Below are 16,429 nucleotides of genomic sequence, written 5' to 3'. Positions count from 1 at the left end.
AGCTCAGAACAAAGAAGTCTAACAAGTCGGAATTCCTGCCCAAAACGAGGGAGCGCATTGTCTGGAAGGTTGCTCGCAAGAGTAGGCAGAGAATGAACAAGAAAGGAAACTCATGCTTGAATCAACGTTCTCGTCAGTGTTCGGAACAGCGGAATCGCTGGTAGGGGCCGTCTCGGCGGCGGACTTCTTGCTCTGCTGCGTGTTCTCGGTGGTGCTGGGCGCGGCCTGCGCCGGTGTGTACATGTTCCGGCACAGCTACTCGAAGAACTTCGTGGTGACGCTGGCGCTCTTGCCGCTCATCGTGCAGATGGTCATCACGCTGGTGAACGGGAACCTCGGCGCGGGCATCGCGGTTATGGGCGTGTTCAACCTGGTGCGCTTCCGCTCCATTCCCGGTTCGGCGAAAGATATCGGCAGCGTGTTTCTGGCCATGGCCATCGGCTTGGCCACGGGCATGGGTTTTCTGGGGCTTGCCGTCGTGTTCACCGTGGTGGTGGCTGTGGTGAACCTGCTGTTCGTGCTCACGCCGTTCGGGCGGCCGCGCGAGCCCGGCAAGACGCTGCGCATCACCATTCCGGAAGATTTGGAATACGACGGTGTCTTCGACGAAGTGCTCAACCGCTACGCCGCGGAGTCGGAGCTGACCGAGGTGACGACTACCAACATGGGCAGCCTCTTCCAGCTGACCTACCAGTTGCGCCTGCGCGAGCGGGGGCTTGAGAAGGCGATGATCGACGAGCTGCGGTGCCTGAACGGGAACTTGAAGATCTCTCTGGGGATGACGCCGCAGGGGCGCGAGACGCTTTAGGTCCTCGGGACGCTCCGCGAGGTGCTTTCCGGCATCGGTGCTCGCCGCCCGCTGATCGCTTTATCCCGCTGCGAACGCGGCAAAAGAAATAGCGGAAGGAACGCACATGAGTCGGCACCATCCCAAAATCGTTGCTGCTGACATGGAAGCTATTTCTTAACGGCCGCGTTCTTCGCGGGGCGATCAGAGGTCGGCGAGCACCGATGCTGGAAAGCACCTAGGGAGATAGACCCAATAGTAGTGCAAGACCATAAGGACGAACGATCAAAGGGAGAATTGATGTTGAAGACAAACGAAATGATGGGCGCTTGCGTGGCGCGACGACGGGCTTGGGGTCGTGGAGCCTTGGCTGTGGCGCTGGCGGGATCGCTGGCGCTGGCCGGGTGCACGGGCGGCACCTTCGAAGAATCCGCCGGGGACGCCGGCGAGAAAACCGAGCAGGGGCAGGGGAACCAGGCCCAAGGCGACAACGGCGCGACTGACGGGGTGGACTGGGCGTCGCTCATCGACATCCCCGGTATGGATTTCGCGTACTCCGACCGCGACCGGGACGCCTCCTACGATGAGGCCGCGGCAACGAAGATTGCGCTGGCGGGCCAGGGCGCGACGGTGTCTGGTGAAGGCGCTGCGGTGGAAGGCACTGCGGTGACCATTACCGCCGCAGGCACCTACGTGGTGACTGGAGAGCTAATGGCTGGGTCGCTGGTGGTGAACGCCGGTGACCAGGACAAGGTGCAGATCGTGCTCGACGGTGCCTCCATTCGTAACGAGGCGGGACCGGCGCTGAACATCCAGCAGGCCGACAAGGTGTTCGTGACCTTGGCCGCAGGTTCGCAGAACACGTTGGCCGACGGTGCAAGCTACACGTTGGCGGAAGGGGAGGACGAGCCCAACGCCGCGCTGTACTCGAAGGCCGACCTGACCATCAACGGCACGGGCGCGCTGACCGTCGAGGGCAACTATCGCCACGGCGTGAACTCCAAGGATGATCTCGTGGTGACCGGCGGTGCGATTACCGTGACCGCCAAGGAGGACGGTCTGCGCGGCAAGGACTGCGTGAAGATCGCCGACGGCTCCTTCGCTATTACGGCCGGTGGCGACGGCGTGAAGTCGAACAACGACGAGGATCCGACGCGCGGTTTTGTGTCCATCGATGGGGGCACGTTCGCCGTGGAGGCGGGCGACGAGGGCTTCCAGGCGGCCACGTACCTGCGCCTGGCCGGCGGCGATGCGCAGATCAAGGCGGCCGATCACGCCCTGCGCTCCGATGTGGAGGCGGCCATGAGCGGCGGCACCTACGTCGTGGAGGCCGGCGGCAAGGGCATGAATCCCGAGACGAAGTTCACCATGGATGGCGGCACGTTCACGGTGGCGGGCTGCGAAGAGGGCATCGAGGCCCAGGAAGTGATCGTCAACGACGGCGAGCTGAACATCACTGCGTCCGATGACGGCATCAATGCCGCGGTGGCCGAGCGCGACTCCAACGACGCGACGACGGACGGGACGACCGACGGTTCTGATGGCGCGGCGGCCGCGGGGCAGGATCCCAATGCTGCCGGTAAGAGCGGCGACGCCGATGGCCTGAACGGTGCCGATGGGTCGGGTGCGCCGGGCGGCCAGAGCGAGAGGCCGGAGTTGCCCGAGGGCGCGGAGCCCGGTCAGATGCCCGAGGCCTCCGAGGGGTTCGATCCCCAAAGCGGCGAGCGTCCCGAGTTGCCCGAAGGCGTCGAGGAAGGCCAGATGCCCCAGCGTCCCGAGGGGGCAGACGGCGAGCGGCCCGAGCGCGGTCAAGGTGGCAAGTGGGCCGATGGCGAGCGTCCCGAACTTCCCGAAGGCGCCGAGCCCGGGCAGATGCCCGACGACGGCCAGATGCCCCAGGACGGCGACTTCGGCGGTCGCGGCGGCCGCGGCGGCGCGGGCAGCGGCCCCCTGGCGGCCAACGCCAGCGAGGACTGCCTCATCCAGATCAACGGCGGCAAAGTGACCATCAACGCTGGTGGCGACGCGGTGGATTCCAACGGCTATGTGGAGGTTACGGGTGGCGAGCTTGTCGGCGCCAGCTCCGGTGCCGGTGACAGCGCGCTGGACTACGAGTACGGCGCCACGGTGACGGGCGGCACGGTCATCTTGGCTGGAGGCGCTGGCATGGCTGAGACCTTCTCGGAGGGGAGCACCCAGCCCTTCGCCTTGGTGATGGTTGCGGGCAACGAGGGCGATGCCCTCGTCGTGACTGGGAGCGCCGGTGCGGAGCTGGTCGCCTGGAGGGCCAGCGAGTCGTTCCAGTGCGTGCTCGTGTCGGTCCCGGGCATGCAGGAGGGCGAAACCTGCACGCTCACGGTGAACGACGCGGCCACCGAGTTCACGGCCTCCACCACGCCGAGCAACACCATGGGCGGGGCCCGCGGCGCCGAGCGCGGAGGGCGTCCCGACAATTTGTAAGGTTTTACCGACGGCGGCCGCCTGTGCGGCTGCCGTCTTGTTCCGCGCAGAACTGCTCGAAGCAATCGAGCAGTTCCATGCGGCCCTGAGATTCGGTCTTCTGATAAATTTTGTGCACATGGGTACGGGCAGTCGACTCGGCAATGAAGAGCTTCTCTGCTGTGTATTGCATGGTGCGGCCCTGAATGAGACAAGTGAGCACTTCCGTTTCTCGCTTCGAGAGGCCATGGGCATTGGCAAAAGGAGCTATAAATGCCATTTTGTCCGGCCGCGCTTCCGCTGCCTCCTGCTGGGCCCGCTGATTGGCGATGGTGCTTAGCGCGTCGGCGGCCTTGTCGGTGAACACCAGAGAAGAGGCGGTAATGATGGCGAACAATCCGAGGCCTGTCGTGAGTGTTGCCGAGAAGCCGTCGCATAACTCGAGAATAAACCCGCCTCCGAATAGTAAGGGAACGCTGCGGTAGAGCACGTACGGCCCCCGGTTCTCGTTGAGCAAATGTACGGCGGCCACCATAACGAGCGCCAGCACGATGCTTGCGATGGCCTGAACTTGCGGTCCGCTGGTGAAGGGGTGTTCGGAGGTGGCGGTGCGACAGGAATAGAGGGCGAACGCAAACGCGTAGAGGGACAGACCCGCTGTGAGCCGGTGGAGAGAGGACGGCAATTTGACCGGCACCGCCTTGCGGTCGAACGGGTCGTCGATTTCCTGGAACAGTCCCGTAGTCGCCTGCAGGGACGAAGCACGTACGAAGTGGACAAAGAAGAATGCCGATACGACGGGGGCCGCAGCAGCGCATATTGCCATAACTGTAGGGCCGCAGGTGACAATGCCTAAGTACAATGCGGACCCGCAGGCATAGGAGCAGGCAGCATGAGAGCCAGTGCACCCACCTTCGAGTATCCGAAGTAGCACAGCCACATGAGCAACATGGCCACGTCCACCAAGGCAATGGGCGCGGCGCAAAGGGTAATGGCTACGGGCGTATTGGCCGCGATGAGGGCCGTATCTATTCCGCTGGGTTCGTTCAACGTGCCCGGTCTGCTTCTGTCCGCCGTATTGGCGGTGATGCTGAACCTGGTTCTGCCTAAGGAGGCTGCCGAGGCGGTTGTTGAGACGCCTTCGACCGGGAAGGGCTCGGGAACGGTCGAGGTGTACGACGGTTTGGTGGAGCCCTAAGGATCCATCTCATTAGGTGAAATATGGCGCCGGGCACTTTCGCGCTTTTTGCCCGGCGTGCAACAAAGCAACGAGGGGAGTGCCCTATGGGTGGAAAAGCGGTTGATATCGAAGAGAAGCTTCCCTGGTATCGGGCATTTCCCTTGGGGTTGCAGCATTTCCTCTCGATGTTCGGGGCGACGGTGCTAGTGCCCACGCTCATGGGGTTCTCCCCCTCGGTATCGGTGATGTGCTCCGGCATCGGCACGGCCTTGCTCTGCTTTGGCGCTCGCTATTGGGGGACGGCTTAGCCACCACGGTGGCAGGTTTTTTGGGCGCCCCGCCGGCGACCACGTTTGCGGAGAACATCGGCGTTCTCAACGTGACTCGGGTTTACGCCACTCAGGTATTTTGGTATGCCGCGGCGGGGTCGCTTGCGGGGTGGTGAGCGCCCGTCTTCGGTTGGCTTGTGACGGCCCGCCTCGTTCAAGCGGTGGGCACGGGTATTTTTATTCCGCTCATGATGAATGCTATCTTGGAGATGGTGCCCTCGCATCGACTGGGAACGTTTCTCGCTATCGGTAATGGGATGATCGCCTTGGGGCCGGCATCTGCTCCGATGGTGACGGGCGTGATGGTGGATGCGTGGGGGTGGCGCAGCGTGTTTATCGTACCACTTGTCGTCTCGGTGCTCATTGGCTGCTGGGGCGCGACAGTTCCAAGTAGGATGCCGATGCCTCATGGGCCGGATGCGCGGTTCAGCCCGAGGGGGATGGTGGAGAGCCGCGGGTTTGCGGGAGCGGCGGTGCTGGTGGTAACGACCATGAGCGTGTACTTCTCGCTGAATGTGATGGTGCCATTGTTCCTCGGAGAGCAGGTTCATTGGGAGTCGACGGTAGCGGGGTTTTGCATGGGGCCGCTTGTGGTCGCCTATGCCCTGGCATCGTTGGCGGGCGGCCGTATGCTCGACCGGAAAGGCCCTCGTCCTTTGCTACCGGGAGGGCTGGGGGTGGCAGTTGCCGGTTCGCTGCTTATGATGGCCGCCGGCCTTACGGCCAGCGTGCCGCTGGTGCTGGCTGGTGCGCTCGTCGTGTTTGTTGGATGTGGCATGACGGGCGCCTCGTTCCAAACGGTCGGTCTGCGACGCCTGCCTGCTTCTCAACATGCTATAGGTGTTACGATAATGACCATGGCTGTTCAATTGGCGGCATCCCTCGGGCCGCTGGTCTCCGTAGGAGTCATGACAGCCGCCCAGGGGGAAATGGGAGTTGGAGGTGCGAGCTATGCCGCTGCATGGCTCCTTAACGCTGCGGTGTGTGCCGGTGGCGCGGTGGCCGCTTGGAAGTTATCGAACCTAAGGGGAGGCTCGGCCGTTGTCGACTGATAAAATCGAGGAGCTCCTGCAGGATGTCCGAGAGGCGGGGCGAACCTCTGGGAAGCTGCTCGTAAATTCCGGTCTGCGGTTTTGCTCCGCGTCGGGAATGTTGCTGTTTCGGGACAGTCCTACGAGTGCGGTAAGTTTTATAATTGACCGATACATTGATACGAGTGAAGGAGCTATTGGTATGCGAGACATCGATCCTGTCTGCAAAATTGCGTTGGTGCAAGCGGAGCCTGTTCTATTCGATAAGGAGGCGTCCCTGGCAAAAGCTCTTGACTACATCGAGGAAAGTGCGTCCCAAAACCCCGACGTGATCGTATTCCCGGAGCTTTTCATCCCCGGCTATCCCATCGGTATGGACTTCGGTTTTAGCATGGGCAAGCGGACAGAAGCCGGCCGGTCCGATTGGAAACGCTATTACGACGCTTCCGTGGTAGCGGGCGATGCGGAGTTTCAGGCCCTTGCCGATGCGGCCAGAAAGACGGATGCCTATATCAGTCTCGGCTTCTCAGAGCGCGATGCGGTCAGTGGGACGCTGTACAACAGCAATGTCATTTTCGAGCCCGACGGCACCTACCGGGTGCATCGCAAGCTCAAGCCGACGGGTTCTGAGCGGGTGGTTTGGGGCGATGCCGATAAGGGCTATTTCCCTGTTACTCAAACGCCCTGGGGGCCTATCGGTGCCCTGATCTGCTGGGAGAGCTATATGCCGCTTGCACGGGTGGCGCTCTACCAAAAGGGGGTCACCATCTATATTTCGCCGAACACGAACGATAATCCCGAATGGCAGGCAACAATTCAGCACATCGCCATTGAGGGTAAGTGCTATTTTGTCAATGCGGATATGATTGTGGGAAAAAGCTCCTACCCCTCTGACCTTCATGAAATGGAGGCGATTTCCCAGCTACCGGAAATGGTGTGCCGCGGTGGAAGCTGCATCGTGGATCCCTATGGCCATTACATAACGGAGCCCGTCTGGGATCGGGAAACGATCATTTTCGCAGAACTCGATATGAATCTTCCGGCTGCTTGCAAAATGGAGCACGATGTGGTGGGGCACTATGCGAGACCCGACGTGCTGGAGCTGAAGGTCAGCGATCGATAGCCAGACGCTGTGGCGACAGATCGTTCGATAAAGGCACGATAAAGAGAATGCTTCCGATAAGGGTGAGAGGGGAGGCTCTACAGAAGCGTTCGGCTCGCCCCCGTGACGATTTCGTGACAGGTGAGTTTCTTGACTGCCCTGGTGCGCAGGGCAGTCAGCAGCCCGGCGGCATTCGGCGAACCGAGGCGGTTGCCTAGGCGATCGCCTCCTCGGTTTCGCCCATGGCGGCCGGCTCCTCGTCCAGGAAGGCGCCCGTAAGTTTGAGTACGCCGCGGTAGAAGCGAGTTTCCACCATGGTCTCGGCTTGAGCGAGGAAGGCGGACGTCCAGGAGGCTACGTGGGCGTCGAAGAAGGCGCGTTGGCGCTTCAGGAGTTCCCGGGCTCCTGTTCTGTCGCCTTCGCGCAGCGCTTGGGCCGTCTTATCGCAGAGATGGGCGAGGTAGGCGAAGATGAACGACAGGTGGTCCTCGGGCAGATCGACGCCCTCGGGAACGCGCAGTTGGTGCGCGCGCAGCTCCCGGTATACCTCGCTGCGAGCCTCGCCCATGAGCTGACCTGGCCCCTGGGTGCGAAACAGCGATTCGAAGGGCTGGGCCGTGCGGCCCTCGCGGGTGCGGATGCCGTAGAAGGCGCCGGTGAAGTCGGCGGCTAGCTCCTCTTTGGTGCCCGTGTGCCGCAGGCGCAGCGCTCCGTGCAAGTCGCGATAGGCCGGCGCGAAGGGCGATTCGCTGTCGCCGGCCAGCCCGGCGAGGTCGCTGGCGGCCAGGGCGTCAATCTGCTCCTCGGACAGCGGCTGATAGTACAGCGAGGCGAGCAGGCGGTACAGGGAGGCGCGATCTTCGAGAAGGTCGATGGCGCAGGCGAGGTCGGTCATGGCGGTCTCCTTAGGTGACGAGTGGGCGGGCTGGGACGATTCGCTTGACGGACCGTCCCGCAGGGGCCGGGGGAAAGTACCGGGAAGGGGCTTTCCCCCGGCCGGGGAACAGCGCTACAGGTTCAGCATCACGCTGGGGATGCCGTGGGAGAACAGGTTGAGGTAACCGGTGGCGCAGGCCCACATGAGCATGCGCAGGGCCACGCCCCCGATGGCGGCGCAGGCCACGCCGGCCACGGCCAGGGCGGCGGGCGCCTTCGCGGCCAGCGCGGTCATGCCGGCAATGGCGCAGGCTAGTACGCCGACGACGCCGCACGCCACGGCCCCGCCCCAGAACAGGACCCCTTGGGCCGCGACCGCGTCAAGGCCGAGGAACAGCCCGTAGGCGAGAATGCCCACGGCGTCCACGACGGCGCAGACGAGCACGGCCGGCCACAGCTTGCCTCCCAGCTCCTCGGCGCTGGCCGCTTTGTCGGCCGGCGTCTTGGTCGCGGCCGCCACCAGGGCGTAGGCGAAGGCGCCGAGGGCCAAAGACGTGCCCAGGTAGGCCAGGGGCAGCGTTTCGGTGCTCCAGGTGGGCTGGGCGTCGATCACGTAGCCGTGGCCGCAGAAGAACCCGATGGCCACGCCGAAGATCACCGCCAGCACCGCCACGACCCGCACGGCGCCGTCGCGGCCCTCCTCGCGGGTGAGCACCAGGTAGGCGGCGCCTGCGATGAAGCTCGCGCCCAAAAGCATCAGTTCGATGGAGATGCCCGAGAACGACAGCAGGTTTGTCACGGCGCTGATGGCGTTCAGCGGAGAGGCCAGGTGGGCCACCGAGCACAAACCGCCGATCACGAACAGGGCCAGTGCGCACCAGACGGCGCGGCGGCGCACCGTGCGCGAGCCGCCGAGCAGCTGGGAGAGCCCGGCGAAGGCGAGCATGGCGCCGCCGGCTCCGGCCAGCAGCGAGAACAGGACGAGGGGCCATTGAATCGCCATGGTTACACCAACTCCTTCCAGGAAGCGAACTTGGGGGACAGAATGTAGCGCGTGAGCGGCTTGGCGTCATTGGGATCGGGCAGCGTGTGGATGGCCTCCTCCGGGTACTTCGCCAGCTCGCGGCTCACATCGGATTCCGGGTCGTCGTAATCGCCGAAGAAGCGCGCGCCGCAGTTGCAGTTGTGGACGCAGGCCGGCACGCCGTCGCCGTCAGCGGTGATCTGGGCGCACAGCGTGCACTTCTGCACCACGCCGGCGTCCTCGTTGAACTGGCGCACGCCGTAGGGGCAGGCGTAGATGCAGTACTGGCAGCCGATGCACTTCTCCTTGTCGATGAGCACCATGCCGGTTTTGGGGTCGCGGTAGCTGGCGGCCGTGGGGCATACGTGCACGCAGGCCGGGTTCTCGCACTGCTGGCACTGGGAGGGCAGCCAGTACTTCTCCACGTTGGGGAAGGTGCCCGTGGGGCCCACGGCGATCACCTTGTTGTAGAAATGGCCCAGGGGCAGGTCGTTTTCCAGCTTGCACGCCACGATGCAGCTGTCGCAGCCGGAGCAGCGATCCAGGTTGATCAGCAGGCCCTTGCGCATTTAGAACACCTCCTCGGTGACAGGTTCGCCCGAAAGCGTGGGCATGAACGGTTGGAACTGCTCGCTCTCGATCCAGATGCGCTCGGGGCGCTCGGTCTTCTCGATCTTCACCGTGAAGGCGCGGTAGCTGTTCGTGGCGAAGCAGGGGTTTTGGAACTCGTCGGCGGACATGATGTTGTAGCCGCACTCCTCGATGCCGGGGGTGATGGTCTCCTGGGTCTCATCAAAGCACTCGGGGTTCCAGAAGCGCTCGGTGATGAGCACACCGGGGGCAATGCCCTGGGTGAGGTAGGCTCGCGCGTTGGACGATCCGCGGCGCGAGGTAATCTTCACCCAGTCCAGATGCTCGATGCCGTATTCCGCCGCCGTCTCGGGGTTGATCTTCAGCTCGGGGGCGGGCATGACCTCGCGGATGAAGGGCGCGTGGCGCATGGTGCCGTGATGGAAGTGGGGCAAGCGTCCCGTGGTGATGACGAGCGGGTACTCCGGATCGTAGCCCGGCTGGCCCTCGACGGGGCTTTCCGTCGGTTCCTTGAAGGTGCAGATGGGGTCGTAGTCGTCGCAGGCCGGCTGGTCGAAGGGATACATGTAGGGGAAGCCGGTGCGGGCCAGGCGCAGCATGGCCTCGGAGTACACGTCCACCTTGCGCGACATCGTGGCGAACCCGCGGGGCAGCCCGTCGCTCACCGGCTCCTTGTACTGGTAGTAGGCCATGTAGTCGTCTATGGGCTCCTCGGTGAAGCGGTGGTCGATGTCGTCGAGCATCTCCTGCCAGCTTCCCTTGCCCATCTGCTCGGCCCAGGCGGCCCGGGCCGCCTCCAGGCTCTCGAAGAACGGTACCTTGTAGGCGTCGGGGTCGAACACGTTCTCGGCGCCGAGCTTCTCCACGGCGGACGCGGCCACCTGGTAGGGCGATACGAAGGGGTTCACGGTCTCGCCGAGGTGCGTCACCTGGCAGCGGGCGTAGTGGCGGTTGAAGTGGGTGCCCGGCGCCTCGTAGGAGTCGTATTCCAGCCACTCGGTGGTGGGCAGGAACAAGTCGACGGTCTGCACGGTGAACGAGGTCATGTTGGGGTACTGCTGGATGACGAAGTCCTGCTCGTCGTAGGCCTTCTTCCACTCGAGGGAGGGCCCCATAACGGCGTACTTGTTGCCCGACATCTCGTACATCACGCGCGGACGGTAGGGCTCGCCGGTGGTGATGGCCTGCCGCAGCTCCTTCGGCGCGCAGGTCTGCCACTGGTGGATGCCCTTGTGCTCGTTGGCGCCCATGGTGTCGCAGCGGGACTGGAAGAAGTAGCGCTGCATCTCCTTGCCGTCGCGGCCCTTGGCGTCCCAGTCGGCCACGATGGCATCCAGCAGGCGGTCGTTCTCGGCCTTGGTGAGACCGGTGGTCCAGCCCAGGCCGTAGCGCTCGAAGGTGGAGGAGAACACGCCCAGGCGCTGAGTCGGGCGATCGGCGGTGCGGCTGGCGGCGCCGTGATTCTGGAAGGCGGAGCAGGGGGACTCCACGTGGCCGAGCAGCGCGTCGATGGCGAGCGCCCCCAAAGGCGCGGTGGAGGAGTTCTCCTGGTGGTCGGAGAACACGCCGTTGGACAAGCCGCCGAAGTCGGCGTTCGCGTACAGCTCGATGGCCTCGCGGATGCGTTCCGGATCGAGCCAGCAGGTCTCGCCGGCCGCCTCCAAGGTCCAGGGCTCGGCCTCTTCCTTGTAAATCTGGCCCGCCGTCTTGGCCTCCTTGCCGTTCACGGTGGCGGTGGCGAAGATAACGGGGTCGACCGCGCAGTCCTCGGGGACGGTGAAGGGGAAGGGCTGGACGGAGTTGGTTTTCGCGTCGAAGCACACGTAGGCCGGGGTATCGTAGACGCCGGCGGGGTCGGCGGCCGGGTTCACGTAGTCGGGCCACACCTCCTCGGCGCGATAGGCCAGGCGCGTGTCGGGGTTGATGAGGAAGGGCAGGTTCGTCCAGTGCTTCACGAACTGCTCGTCGTACAGGTCGTTCTCGATGATGTGGTGAATCCACGACAGCATGAGCGCGCAGTCGGAGCCGGGGCGCACGGGAAGCCACACGTCGGCCTTGGCGGCCTCGGCGGTCATGTAGGGGTCCACGACGATGGTCTTCACGCCGAGGTTCGACCGGGCATCGGTCAGCCCGTGGCCGCCGTGGGCCGCCTTGGAGGAGTGCGGCTGGCTGCCCCACAGCACGAAGACGCGCTCCGTGTCGTCGCGGCGGGTGCCGTCCAGCTCGGCGTTGTCGGTGATGCCCACCCAGCGATCCACGTTGTCCATGTCAACGCAGCAGTTGAAGCCCACCGAGGTGGTGGAGACGAAGTCGCGCGGCATGGCGCACTGGCAGGCGCCGGAGGCCAGGGAGTTGCAGCCGCCGAAGGTGTAGTCGAGGCCCGAGGTCTCCCATTCGATGTAGGCGCCGCCGCCCCCGCGGGCGCTCCAGTAGGCGTAGGGGCCGTACTTCTTCACGGCCGTGGCGATCTGCTCGCCGGCCAGGTCAACGGCCTCGTCCCAGCTGATGGCCTCCCACTTGTTCTCGCCGCGCTCGCCGACGCGCTTCATGGGGTGCAGCACGTGGCGGGGGCTGTAGACGGTCTGAATCTGGGACAGGCACTTCAGGCACACGCCGCCCTTGTTCAGGGGGCCGTCCGGGTCTCCTTCGATCTTCACGACGCGGCCGTCCTCGGTGTACACGCGCACCGGGCAGCAGTTGGTGCAGCCATGGCAGGCGGTCTTGTGCATCACGCGCTCCACGGATCCGGCGGCGAAGGCCTGATCGGTCGTTTCGAGCAGCGGGATCGAGCCGGCGGCCGTAAGGGCCGCGCCCGTGGCCGCTGCGGCCTTCATGAAGCCGCGTCGGCTGATGGTTCCCTTGGTCATGGGGGTCCTCTCTTTCCTCTCTACGGTCAAAATGGCGTTCCTAGCGAAGTTGCTGCAATACCTTCATTCCCCTCTCTGTGATCTTCCATCCATCGTTCCAGGCAAGGCCGCCCGAGCGTTCCAGTGCGTCCACGAAGAAGCTCGGCTGCAGGGGTTGGCTTGAGGTGGTGCTCGCGAAGGCAGCGGCGGGTCGGGTGCGCAACAGCGCCTCGATCTCCTTGAAGGTGCGCTGCTCGCGGCAGAAGTCCATAAGGTCCAGGTAGGTGGTAAGCCGCTGGGGTACGAGATCGAAGAGGCGTTGCAGCCGCTTCTCGGGCGCGAGGTCCTCGGCCACCTGCTCGCCGACCGGCGTGGTTACCACAGCGTAGGCGAAGGTGGCGTCCTCGATCTCGTCGGGAGTGAGCCCCGCCTTGGCCTGGGGCGTCAGGGGCCGGCCCGTCTCGTCCAGCTCCAGCCAGTACAGGCCGCCGGCGTGCACGAGGGTGCGGATGAGCCGGTAGGGGCTTTGGGCCACCGAGGAGAACTCGGGGCAGGCCCGAGCCGCCTCCTCGGCTTCGGCGAGCGTGCGCTGGGTGGTGCAGAAGGCGAGCAGCTTGAGGAAGATCTCGCGGTGCAGGGGCGCCCGGCTCACCGTCTCGGTAAGGGCGGCCACGGCTTCCTCGAAGGTGGCCTCGGCGCTGGCGTCGGCTTCGGGTGTCGATGCGGGCTCGGCGGCCTTGGGCGCGAGGTCGCCGTCGGCAGCGGCGACGTAGGGCGCGGGTGTGCTAGCGGTTTCCACGGGTCAGTCCTTTCTTCGTGAAGCGGATGGCGTCTGCGGGGCAGGCGGCGGCGCACTGGCCGCAGCGGGTGCACTCGGCCAGGGCCCGGTCGCCCAGATCTCCCGCCGGGTCGATGAACTCGGGGCAGGCAGCGGCGCATACGGTGCAGGGCATGCCGTCCTTGCGCAGGCAGAGGTCGGGGTCGATCTTGGGACGCGTGGCCTTGTTGAAGTTGGCCACGAGCCCCATAAGGGCGCTGATGGGGCAGAAGCGGTGGCACCATTTCCGCAGCAGGGTGAGCTCGGCTACGATGATGAGGGGGAACACGATGAGGTCCAAGGTGGGCTCGTTGAACCCGACGAGGCGGTAGAGGGCGATGGCCGTGGCGAAGGTGAGGCCCACCGGGCAGATGAGGCAGAACACGGGGAATCCGCAGATCGCCGCCGACACAAGCGAGCCGCCGAGCACCACGTGGCGCCCGTCCACCTTCGCGAACCGTCGCTTGTCGGTGCCATCGGCGGGGGCAAGCGACGGTTCGCCGGGTTTCTTCTCGCCGCAGCCCGCACAACCGGCGCACGCGGCCAGGCGCCCGCTCACGTGATGGGCCGCCTCGATGCGCGCCGCCTTGTCGGCCTCGCGGCGCTTCTTGCCCGACAGGAACCGGTCAAGCGGCGGAATGGGGCACACCCAGCTGCAGAAGGCCTTGCCCACGAGCAGCACTACGGCGGCGGCCACGGCCAGGATGATTACGGCCCGCGCCACGAAGGCCCCGGCGCCGAAGAGCGATTCCAACGCGCCGAGGGGGCATACTGCCGCAATGGACTCGTAGCCCACCGAGCACAGGGTGCCCGAGCCGATCCCGGCTACCAGGCCGATGATGAGAAGGGCGAACACGATGCCCGGGACGTATCGGCGCACGCGGCTCACCTTCGAGCGGCTGCCCTCCTCCGGCTGCGCGGAAACCTCGGCGCCCTTTTCGGGGGTTGTCGACTTAGCCATGCCACACCTCCACATTGATGCCGCGCTTGTTGCTGGCGTCGTAATTGCGATAGGCGCTCGTGGGGCAAACGTACTCGCAGGCGCCGCAGCCGTTGCAGCGCTTTTCGTCCACCACCAGGCGCCCGTTCTCGTCCAGGGACAGGGCGTCCCACTCGCAGGCATCGATGCAGGGCGCGTTGCACGTGCCCGAGATGCCGTACAGCTGGCACTCGGCCTCGTCTACCACGGCCATGCCGATCTTGTCCACGTAGGGGTCGAAGGCCGTAAGCGCCCCGGTGGGGCAGGCGGCGATGCAGCGGAAGGCGCCGTCGCACATGTCGCAGTAGCCCTCGCGAAAATCCATGATCGGCAGCCGCGCCCCGATAATGCCGGGGGTGAGCCCCTCCACGCCGATGGCGGCAAGCGGGCAGGCCGCCCGGCAACGGTCGCAGCGGATGCACGCGCCCCAGAACCGGTCGGCGTCCTGGCCTCCTGGCGGTCGCAGGCGATCGGTCTCGCCGCCGAAGGCCGCCGTGGCGCCCCCGAAGGCCAGAAGCCCTGCGGCCATCGCGGCGCCGCCGATGAGCGACCGGCGGCTGAGGCCCGGCTTTTGGGGGCGTGTCGCCCCGCCGTCCTCTTGGAGGCTCGCGGCGGAATTCGTTTTCTCCCTCGTCTTCACGCTCTCCCCTCTCCTCGTCTCTTCCCGCGCCCTTATCGGCGCGGGGAATCTGCTACACTTCCGGGAGGCTCATCCACTCGTCAAAGCCGAGCCTCCCGTTGGCATCTAGGTTAGGGGCTGGCATCTGCGCTGAACATTCTCCGAAGCGCTGTAAATTGCCATAAGCGGGCCTCCACCAAAACGCTTAGGGGTTGTGTTTCCGCAGGTGAAAAGAGGGATAATGGTTGGAGAGGGAAAAGATGCATCAAATGAGGGGCGCGTGGGCGGCCCAGCGGGCCAGGTGGCGGAGAGCCTCTTTCCCGTGCGCTTTTTGGGGTTCGGGTTCTATTGGGCGTGGCTCTTTCTGGCGGGGGTGACCCCCTCTCCGCTTATCGGGGCGCCGCTCTGCTTTGCGAATGCGCCGTTCGAGATGGTCGAGCTGTCGGTACGGGCGCTGGTGCTTGTGGTCGTGCTCATCGCTTCGCGGCGGCTGGCCTCCGTTGCCGGGCAGCGCGGGCTGCTCGTGCTCGGGGTTGCGGCAAGTGCGGCGGCGGCTCCGCTTGCCCTCGGCCTCGGAGGCGCCGAGGCGGCTTCGGCCTCGGCGGTGGCGGCCGCCATCGGCGAAGTGTGCATGTTCCTGCTGTGGCTCTGCTTTTTCGGGTACATGAAGGTGGGCGAGACCTTCGTTCTGCTCGTGGGATCCTATGCTATCGGCTCGGTGCTCTTCCTTCTAACGGCGGCATTGGGCTTCAACGCCATGGCGGCCGCCTCGGTGCTGTTCCCCGCGCTATCGGGAACGGCCTTCGTGCTCTCCCAGCGTCTTATGAAAGCGCGGACGGGAGAGGAGCTGTTTGTCGAGGAGCCGGTTTCGGGTGACGGTGCTCGAGAGACGGGCGGGGGCGTGCTGCCGGCCGCTGCCGTTGCGGCCTCTCGCCATGGGGCAGCGGGCGGCGCGGAGAGTCCCGTGCGCCAGAAAGTGCGCATAGGCGTGGCCCTTGCCCTGTACTCGTTCTCCTTCTCCCTCTCGTGCGGCATCGCCCTGTTCAGTGGGGAGGGAGTGATCGGGGCCTTCACGGTGGAGCCGGCGGCCATGATTGTGCTGGGGGTTATCTGCGCGGCCTTCTTCAAGTTCGACCGTCAGCCCGATCGACCCTACAAGCTCTATCGGGCCGTTGCCCCGCTTATCGGGGCTGGGTTCTTGCTGATGGCCGTCTCGCCCCTTCCCGACGAGGTGGGCGGTTTCTGCGTTGCCTTGGGCTACGTGCTCTTCGAGCTGCTGGTCCTCAACGACTGCTGCAATATCGTGAAGGCCAACGACGCGTCGCTCCTGCGCGTGATGGCGGCGGCCCGGCTGGCCATTACGCTGGGAATGTTCTTGGGCTGGCTGGCGGCGTTTGCCGCGGCCTCCTTGGCGGGTGCGGCGGAAAGCGTGTCGAGCTTGGTGGCCCTCGGGCTGTTCGCGGCTCTGGTTTCCGTCTCGCTGGTGTTCACCGAGCGTGATATGACCTCCTTCGCCGCCGTTGCCGACGATCGGGCCCTATCCGAGGGTGCTTTGGAGGGTCCCACCCGCGAGGAGGCCTTCGCCGCCTTCGCCGAGCAGCAGGGGCTTTCCCGGCGCGAAGCCGAGGTGGCGTCCTATCTGCTCGCGGGGCGCACGACGAGCTTCGCCGCAGAGAAGCTGTTCATCGCCGAGTCCACGGTGCGGGCCCATGTGCACAGCATCTACCGGAAGTGCGGCGTACACTCCCGCATGGAACTGATGGATGCCTTCGACGAATGCTGGATGGAAGGTGTCGATACGTAGCCCCT

Annotated in this window: 15 protein-coding genes and 1 pseudogene; 8 read left to right on the top strand and 8 right to left on the bottom strand. The window is 65.0% G+C overall.

The annotated features are described in order from the left end of the window. Nucleotides 1-112: 112 nt before the first annotated feature. Together ACYVRU_RS02405 and ACYVRU_RS02400 are read left to right on the top strand one after the other, a co-directional pair. Nucleotides 113-808: a DUF4956 domain-containing protein gene (locus ACYVRU_RS02405; RefSeq protein ID WP_451916801.1), complete on the top strand. Its 696-nt coding sequence runs from the start codon at nt 113-115 to the stop codon at nt 806-808. Between the two features lie 279 nt (nt 809-1,087). Then, on the top strand, nt 1,088-3,247 hold the full coding sequence (locus ACYVRU_RS02400) for a carbohydrate-binding domain-containing protein (protein ID WP_461185684.1): 2,160 nt from the start codon (nt 1,088-1,090) through the stop codon (nt 3,245-3,247). Between the two features lie 4 nt (nt 3,248-3,251). Here the strand turns inward: ACYVRU_RS02400 and ACYVRU_RS02395 are convergent, their stop codons facing one another. Next, nucleotides 3,252-4,052 (bottom strand): helix-turn-helix transcriptional regulator, encoded by an 801-nt coding sequence (locus ACYVRU_RS02395; RefSeq protein ID WP_461185683.1) that lies wholly within the window; start codon nt 4,050-4,052, stop codon nt 3,252-3,254. Between the two features lie 114 nt (nt 4,053-4,166). On the opposite strand from ACYVRU_RS02395, the gene ACYVRU_RS02390 reads away from it, so the two are divergent. The 5 genes and pseudogenes from ACYVRU_RS02390 (at nt 4,167) to ACYVRU_RS02370 (ending at nt 6,889) form a co-directional block, all read left to right on the top strand. Next, nucleotides 4,167-4,424: a hypothetical protein gene (locus tag ACYVRU_RS02390; RefSeq protein ID WP_461185682.1), complete on the top strand. Its 258-nt coding sequence runs from the start codon at nt 4,167-4,169 to the stop codon at nt 4,422-4,424. Between the two features lie 86 nt (nt 4,425-4,510). Further along, nucleotides 4,511-4,714 carry a solute carrier family 23 protein gene (locus ACYVRU_RS02385; RefSeq protein ID WP_451918023.1) on the top strand — a complete coding sequence of 68 codons (204 nt, stop codon included), beginning with the start codon at nt 4,511-4,513 and terminating at the stop codon, nt 4,712-4,714. After that, nucleotides 4,654-4,851, top strand: a complete 198-nt coding sequence (locus ACYVRU_RS02380) for a solute carrier family 23 protein (protein ID WP_407925153.1) — start codon at nt 4,654-4,656, stop codon at nt 4,849-4,851. The genes ACYVRU_RS02385 and ACYVRU_RS02380 overlap by 61 nt, the downstream gene beginning before the upstream one ends. A gap of 15 nt (nt 4,852-4,866) precedes the next feature. Further along, nucleotides 4,867-5,787 (top strand): annotated as a pseudogene (locus ACYVRU_RS02375) (MFS transporter); the annotation flags it as partial. A gap of 181 nt (nt 5,788-5,968) precedes the next feature. Then, on the top strand, nt 5,969-6,889 hold the full coding sequence (locus ACYVRU_RS02370; RefSeq protein WP_173114526.1) for a carbon-nitrogen hydrolase family protein: 921 nt from the start codon (nt 5,969-5,971) through the stop codon (nt 6,887-6,889). Nucleotides 6,890-7,082: 193 nt separating this feature from the next. Here the strand turns inward: ACYVRU_RS02370 and ACYVRU_RS02365 are convergent, their stop codons facing one another. From ACYVRU_RS02365 to ACYVRU_RS02335, 7 genes are all read right to left on the bottom strand, one after another. Beyond that, complete coding sequence (locus tag ACYVRU_RS02365) at nt 7,083-7,763, bottom strand: TorD/DmsD family molecular chaperone (RefSeq protein WP_451918022.1); 681 nt, start codon at nt 7,761-7,763, stop codon at nt 7,083-7,085. Nucleotides 7,764-7,877: 114 nt separating this feature from the next. After that, the gene (locus tag ACYVRU_RS02360) at nt 7,878-8,747 is read right to left on the bottom strand and encodes a DmsC/YnfH family molybdoenzyme membrane anchor subunit (RefSeq protein WP_256156208.1); all 870 of its coding nucleotides are present in this window, start codon (nt 8,745-8,747) and stop codon (nt 7,878-7,880) included. Between the two features lie 2 nt (nt 8,748-8,749). Beyond that, complete coding sequence (locus ACYVRU_RS02355) at nt 8,750-9,337, bottom strand: 4Fe-4S dicluster domain-containing protein (RefSeq protein ID WP_256156209.1); 588 nt, start codon at nt 9,335-9,337, stop codon at nt 8,750-8,752. After that, nucleotides 9,338-12,226 (bottom strand): molybdopterin-containing oxidoreductase family protein, encoded by a 2,889-nt coding sequence (locus ACYVRU_RS02350; protein ID WP_173114514.1) that lies wholly within the window; start codon nt 12,224-12,226, stop codon nt 9,338-9,340. A 40-nt stretch (nt 12,227-12,266) separates the two neighbouring features. Next, nucleotides 12,267-13,004 (bottom strand): hypothetical protein, encoded by a 738-nt coding sequence (locus ACYVRU_RS02345; protein WP_173114511.1) that lies wholly within the window; start codon nt 13,002-13,004, stop codon nt 12,267-12,269. Then, entirely contained in the window at nt 12,991-13,983 is a 993-nt protein-coding gene (locus ACYVRU_RS02340) for a 4Fe-4S binding protein (protein ID WP_461185681.1), read from the bottom strand. The genes ACYVRU_RS02345 and ACYVRU_RS02340 overlap by 14 nt, the downstream gene beginning before the upstream one ends. Beyond that, nucleotides 13,976-14,641, bottom strand: coding sequence for a 4Fe-4S dicluster domain-containing protein (locus ACYVRU_RS02335; protein ID WP_173114505.1), 666 nt, complete (start codon nt 14,639-14,641; stop codon nt 13,976-13,978). Before ACYVRU_RS02335 ends, ACYVRU_RS02340 begins: the two co-directional genes overlap by 8 nt. A gap of 259 nt (nt 14,642-14,900) precedes the next feature. Here ACYVRU_RS02335 and ACYVRU_RS02330 point away from each other — a divergent pair, with 259 nt between their 5' ends. Then, nucleotides 14,901-16,424, top strand: coding sequence for a helix-turn-helix transcriptional regulator (locus ACYVRU_RS02330; RefSeq protein ID WP_256156212.1), 1,524 nt, complete (start codon nt 14,901-14,903; stop codon nt 16,422-16,424). Nucleotides 16,425-16,429: the final 5 nt, after the last annotated feature.

This window comes from Adlercreutzia sp. CNCM I-6216 (assembly GCF_977113345.1).
This window is presented reverse-complemented; position numbering and strand designations above follow the sequence as displayed.

Coding starts and splice junctions, on each gene's coding strand:
- ACYVRU_RS02365 (WP_451918022.1), bottom strand. CDS start 7,763: ATGACCGACCTCGCCTGCGCCATCGACCTTCTCGAAGATCGCGCCTCC.
- ACYVRU_RS02350 (WP_173114514.1), bottom strand. CDS start 12,226: ATGACCAAGGGAACCATCAGCCGACGCGGCTTCATGAAGGCCGCAGCG.
- ACYVRU_RS02355 (WP_256156209.1), bottom strand. CDS start 9,337: ATGCGCAAGGGCCTGCTGATCAACCTGGATCGCTGCTCCGGCTGCGAC.
- ACYVRU_RS02400 (WP_461185684.1), top strand. CDS start 1,088: ATGTTGAAGACAAACGAAATGATGGGCGCTTGCGTGGCGCGACGACGG.
- ACYVRU_RS02405 (WP_451916801.1), top strand. CDS start 113: ATGCTTGAATCAACGTTCTCGTCAGTGTTCGGAACAGCGGAATCGCTG.
- ACYVRU_RS02395 (WP_461185683.1), bottom strand. CDS start 4,052: ATGGCAATATGCGCTGCTGCGGCCCCCGTCGTATCGGCATTCTTCTTT.
- ACYVRU_RS02390 (WP_461185682.1), top strand. CDS start 4,167: ATGAGCAACATGGCCACGTCCACCAAGGCAATGGGCGCGGCGCAAAGG.
- ACYVRU_RS02385 (WP_451918023.1), top strand. CDS start 4,511: ATGGGTGGAAAAGCGGTTGATATCGAAGAGAAGCTTCCCTGGTATCGG.
- ACYVRU_RS02340 (WP_461185681.1), bottom strand. CDS start 13,983: ATGGCTAAGTCGACAACCCCCGAAAAGGGCGCCGAGGTTTCCGCGCAG.
- ACYVRU_RS02360 (WP_256156208.1), bottom strand. CDS start 8,747: ATGGCGATTCAATGGCCCCTCGTCCTGTTCTCGCTGCTGGCCGGAGCC.
- ACYVRU_RS02370 (WP_173114526.1), top strand. CDS start 5,969: ATGCGAGACATCGATCCTGTCTGCAAAATTGCGTTGGTGCAAGCGGAG.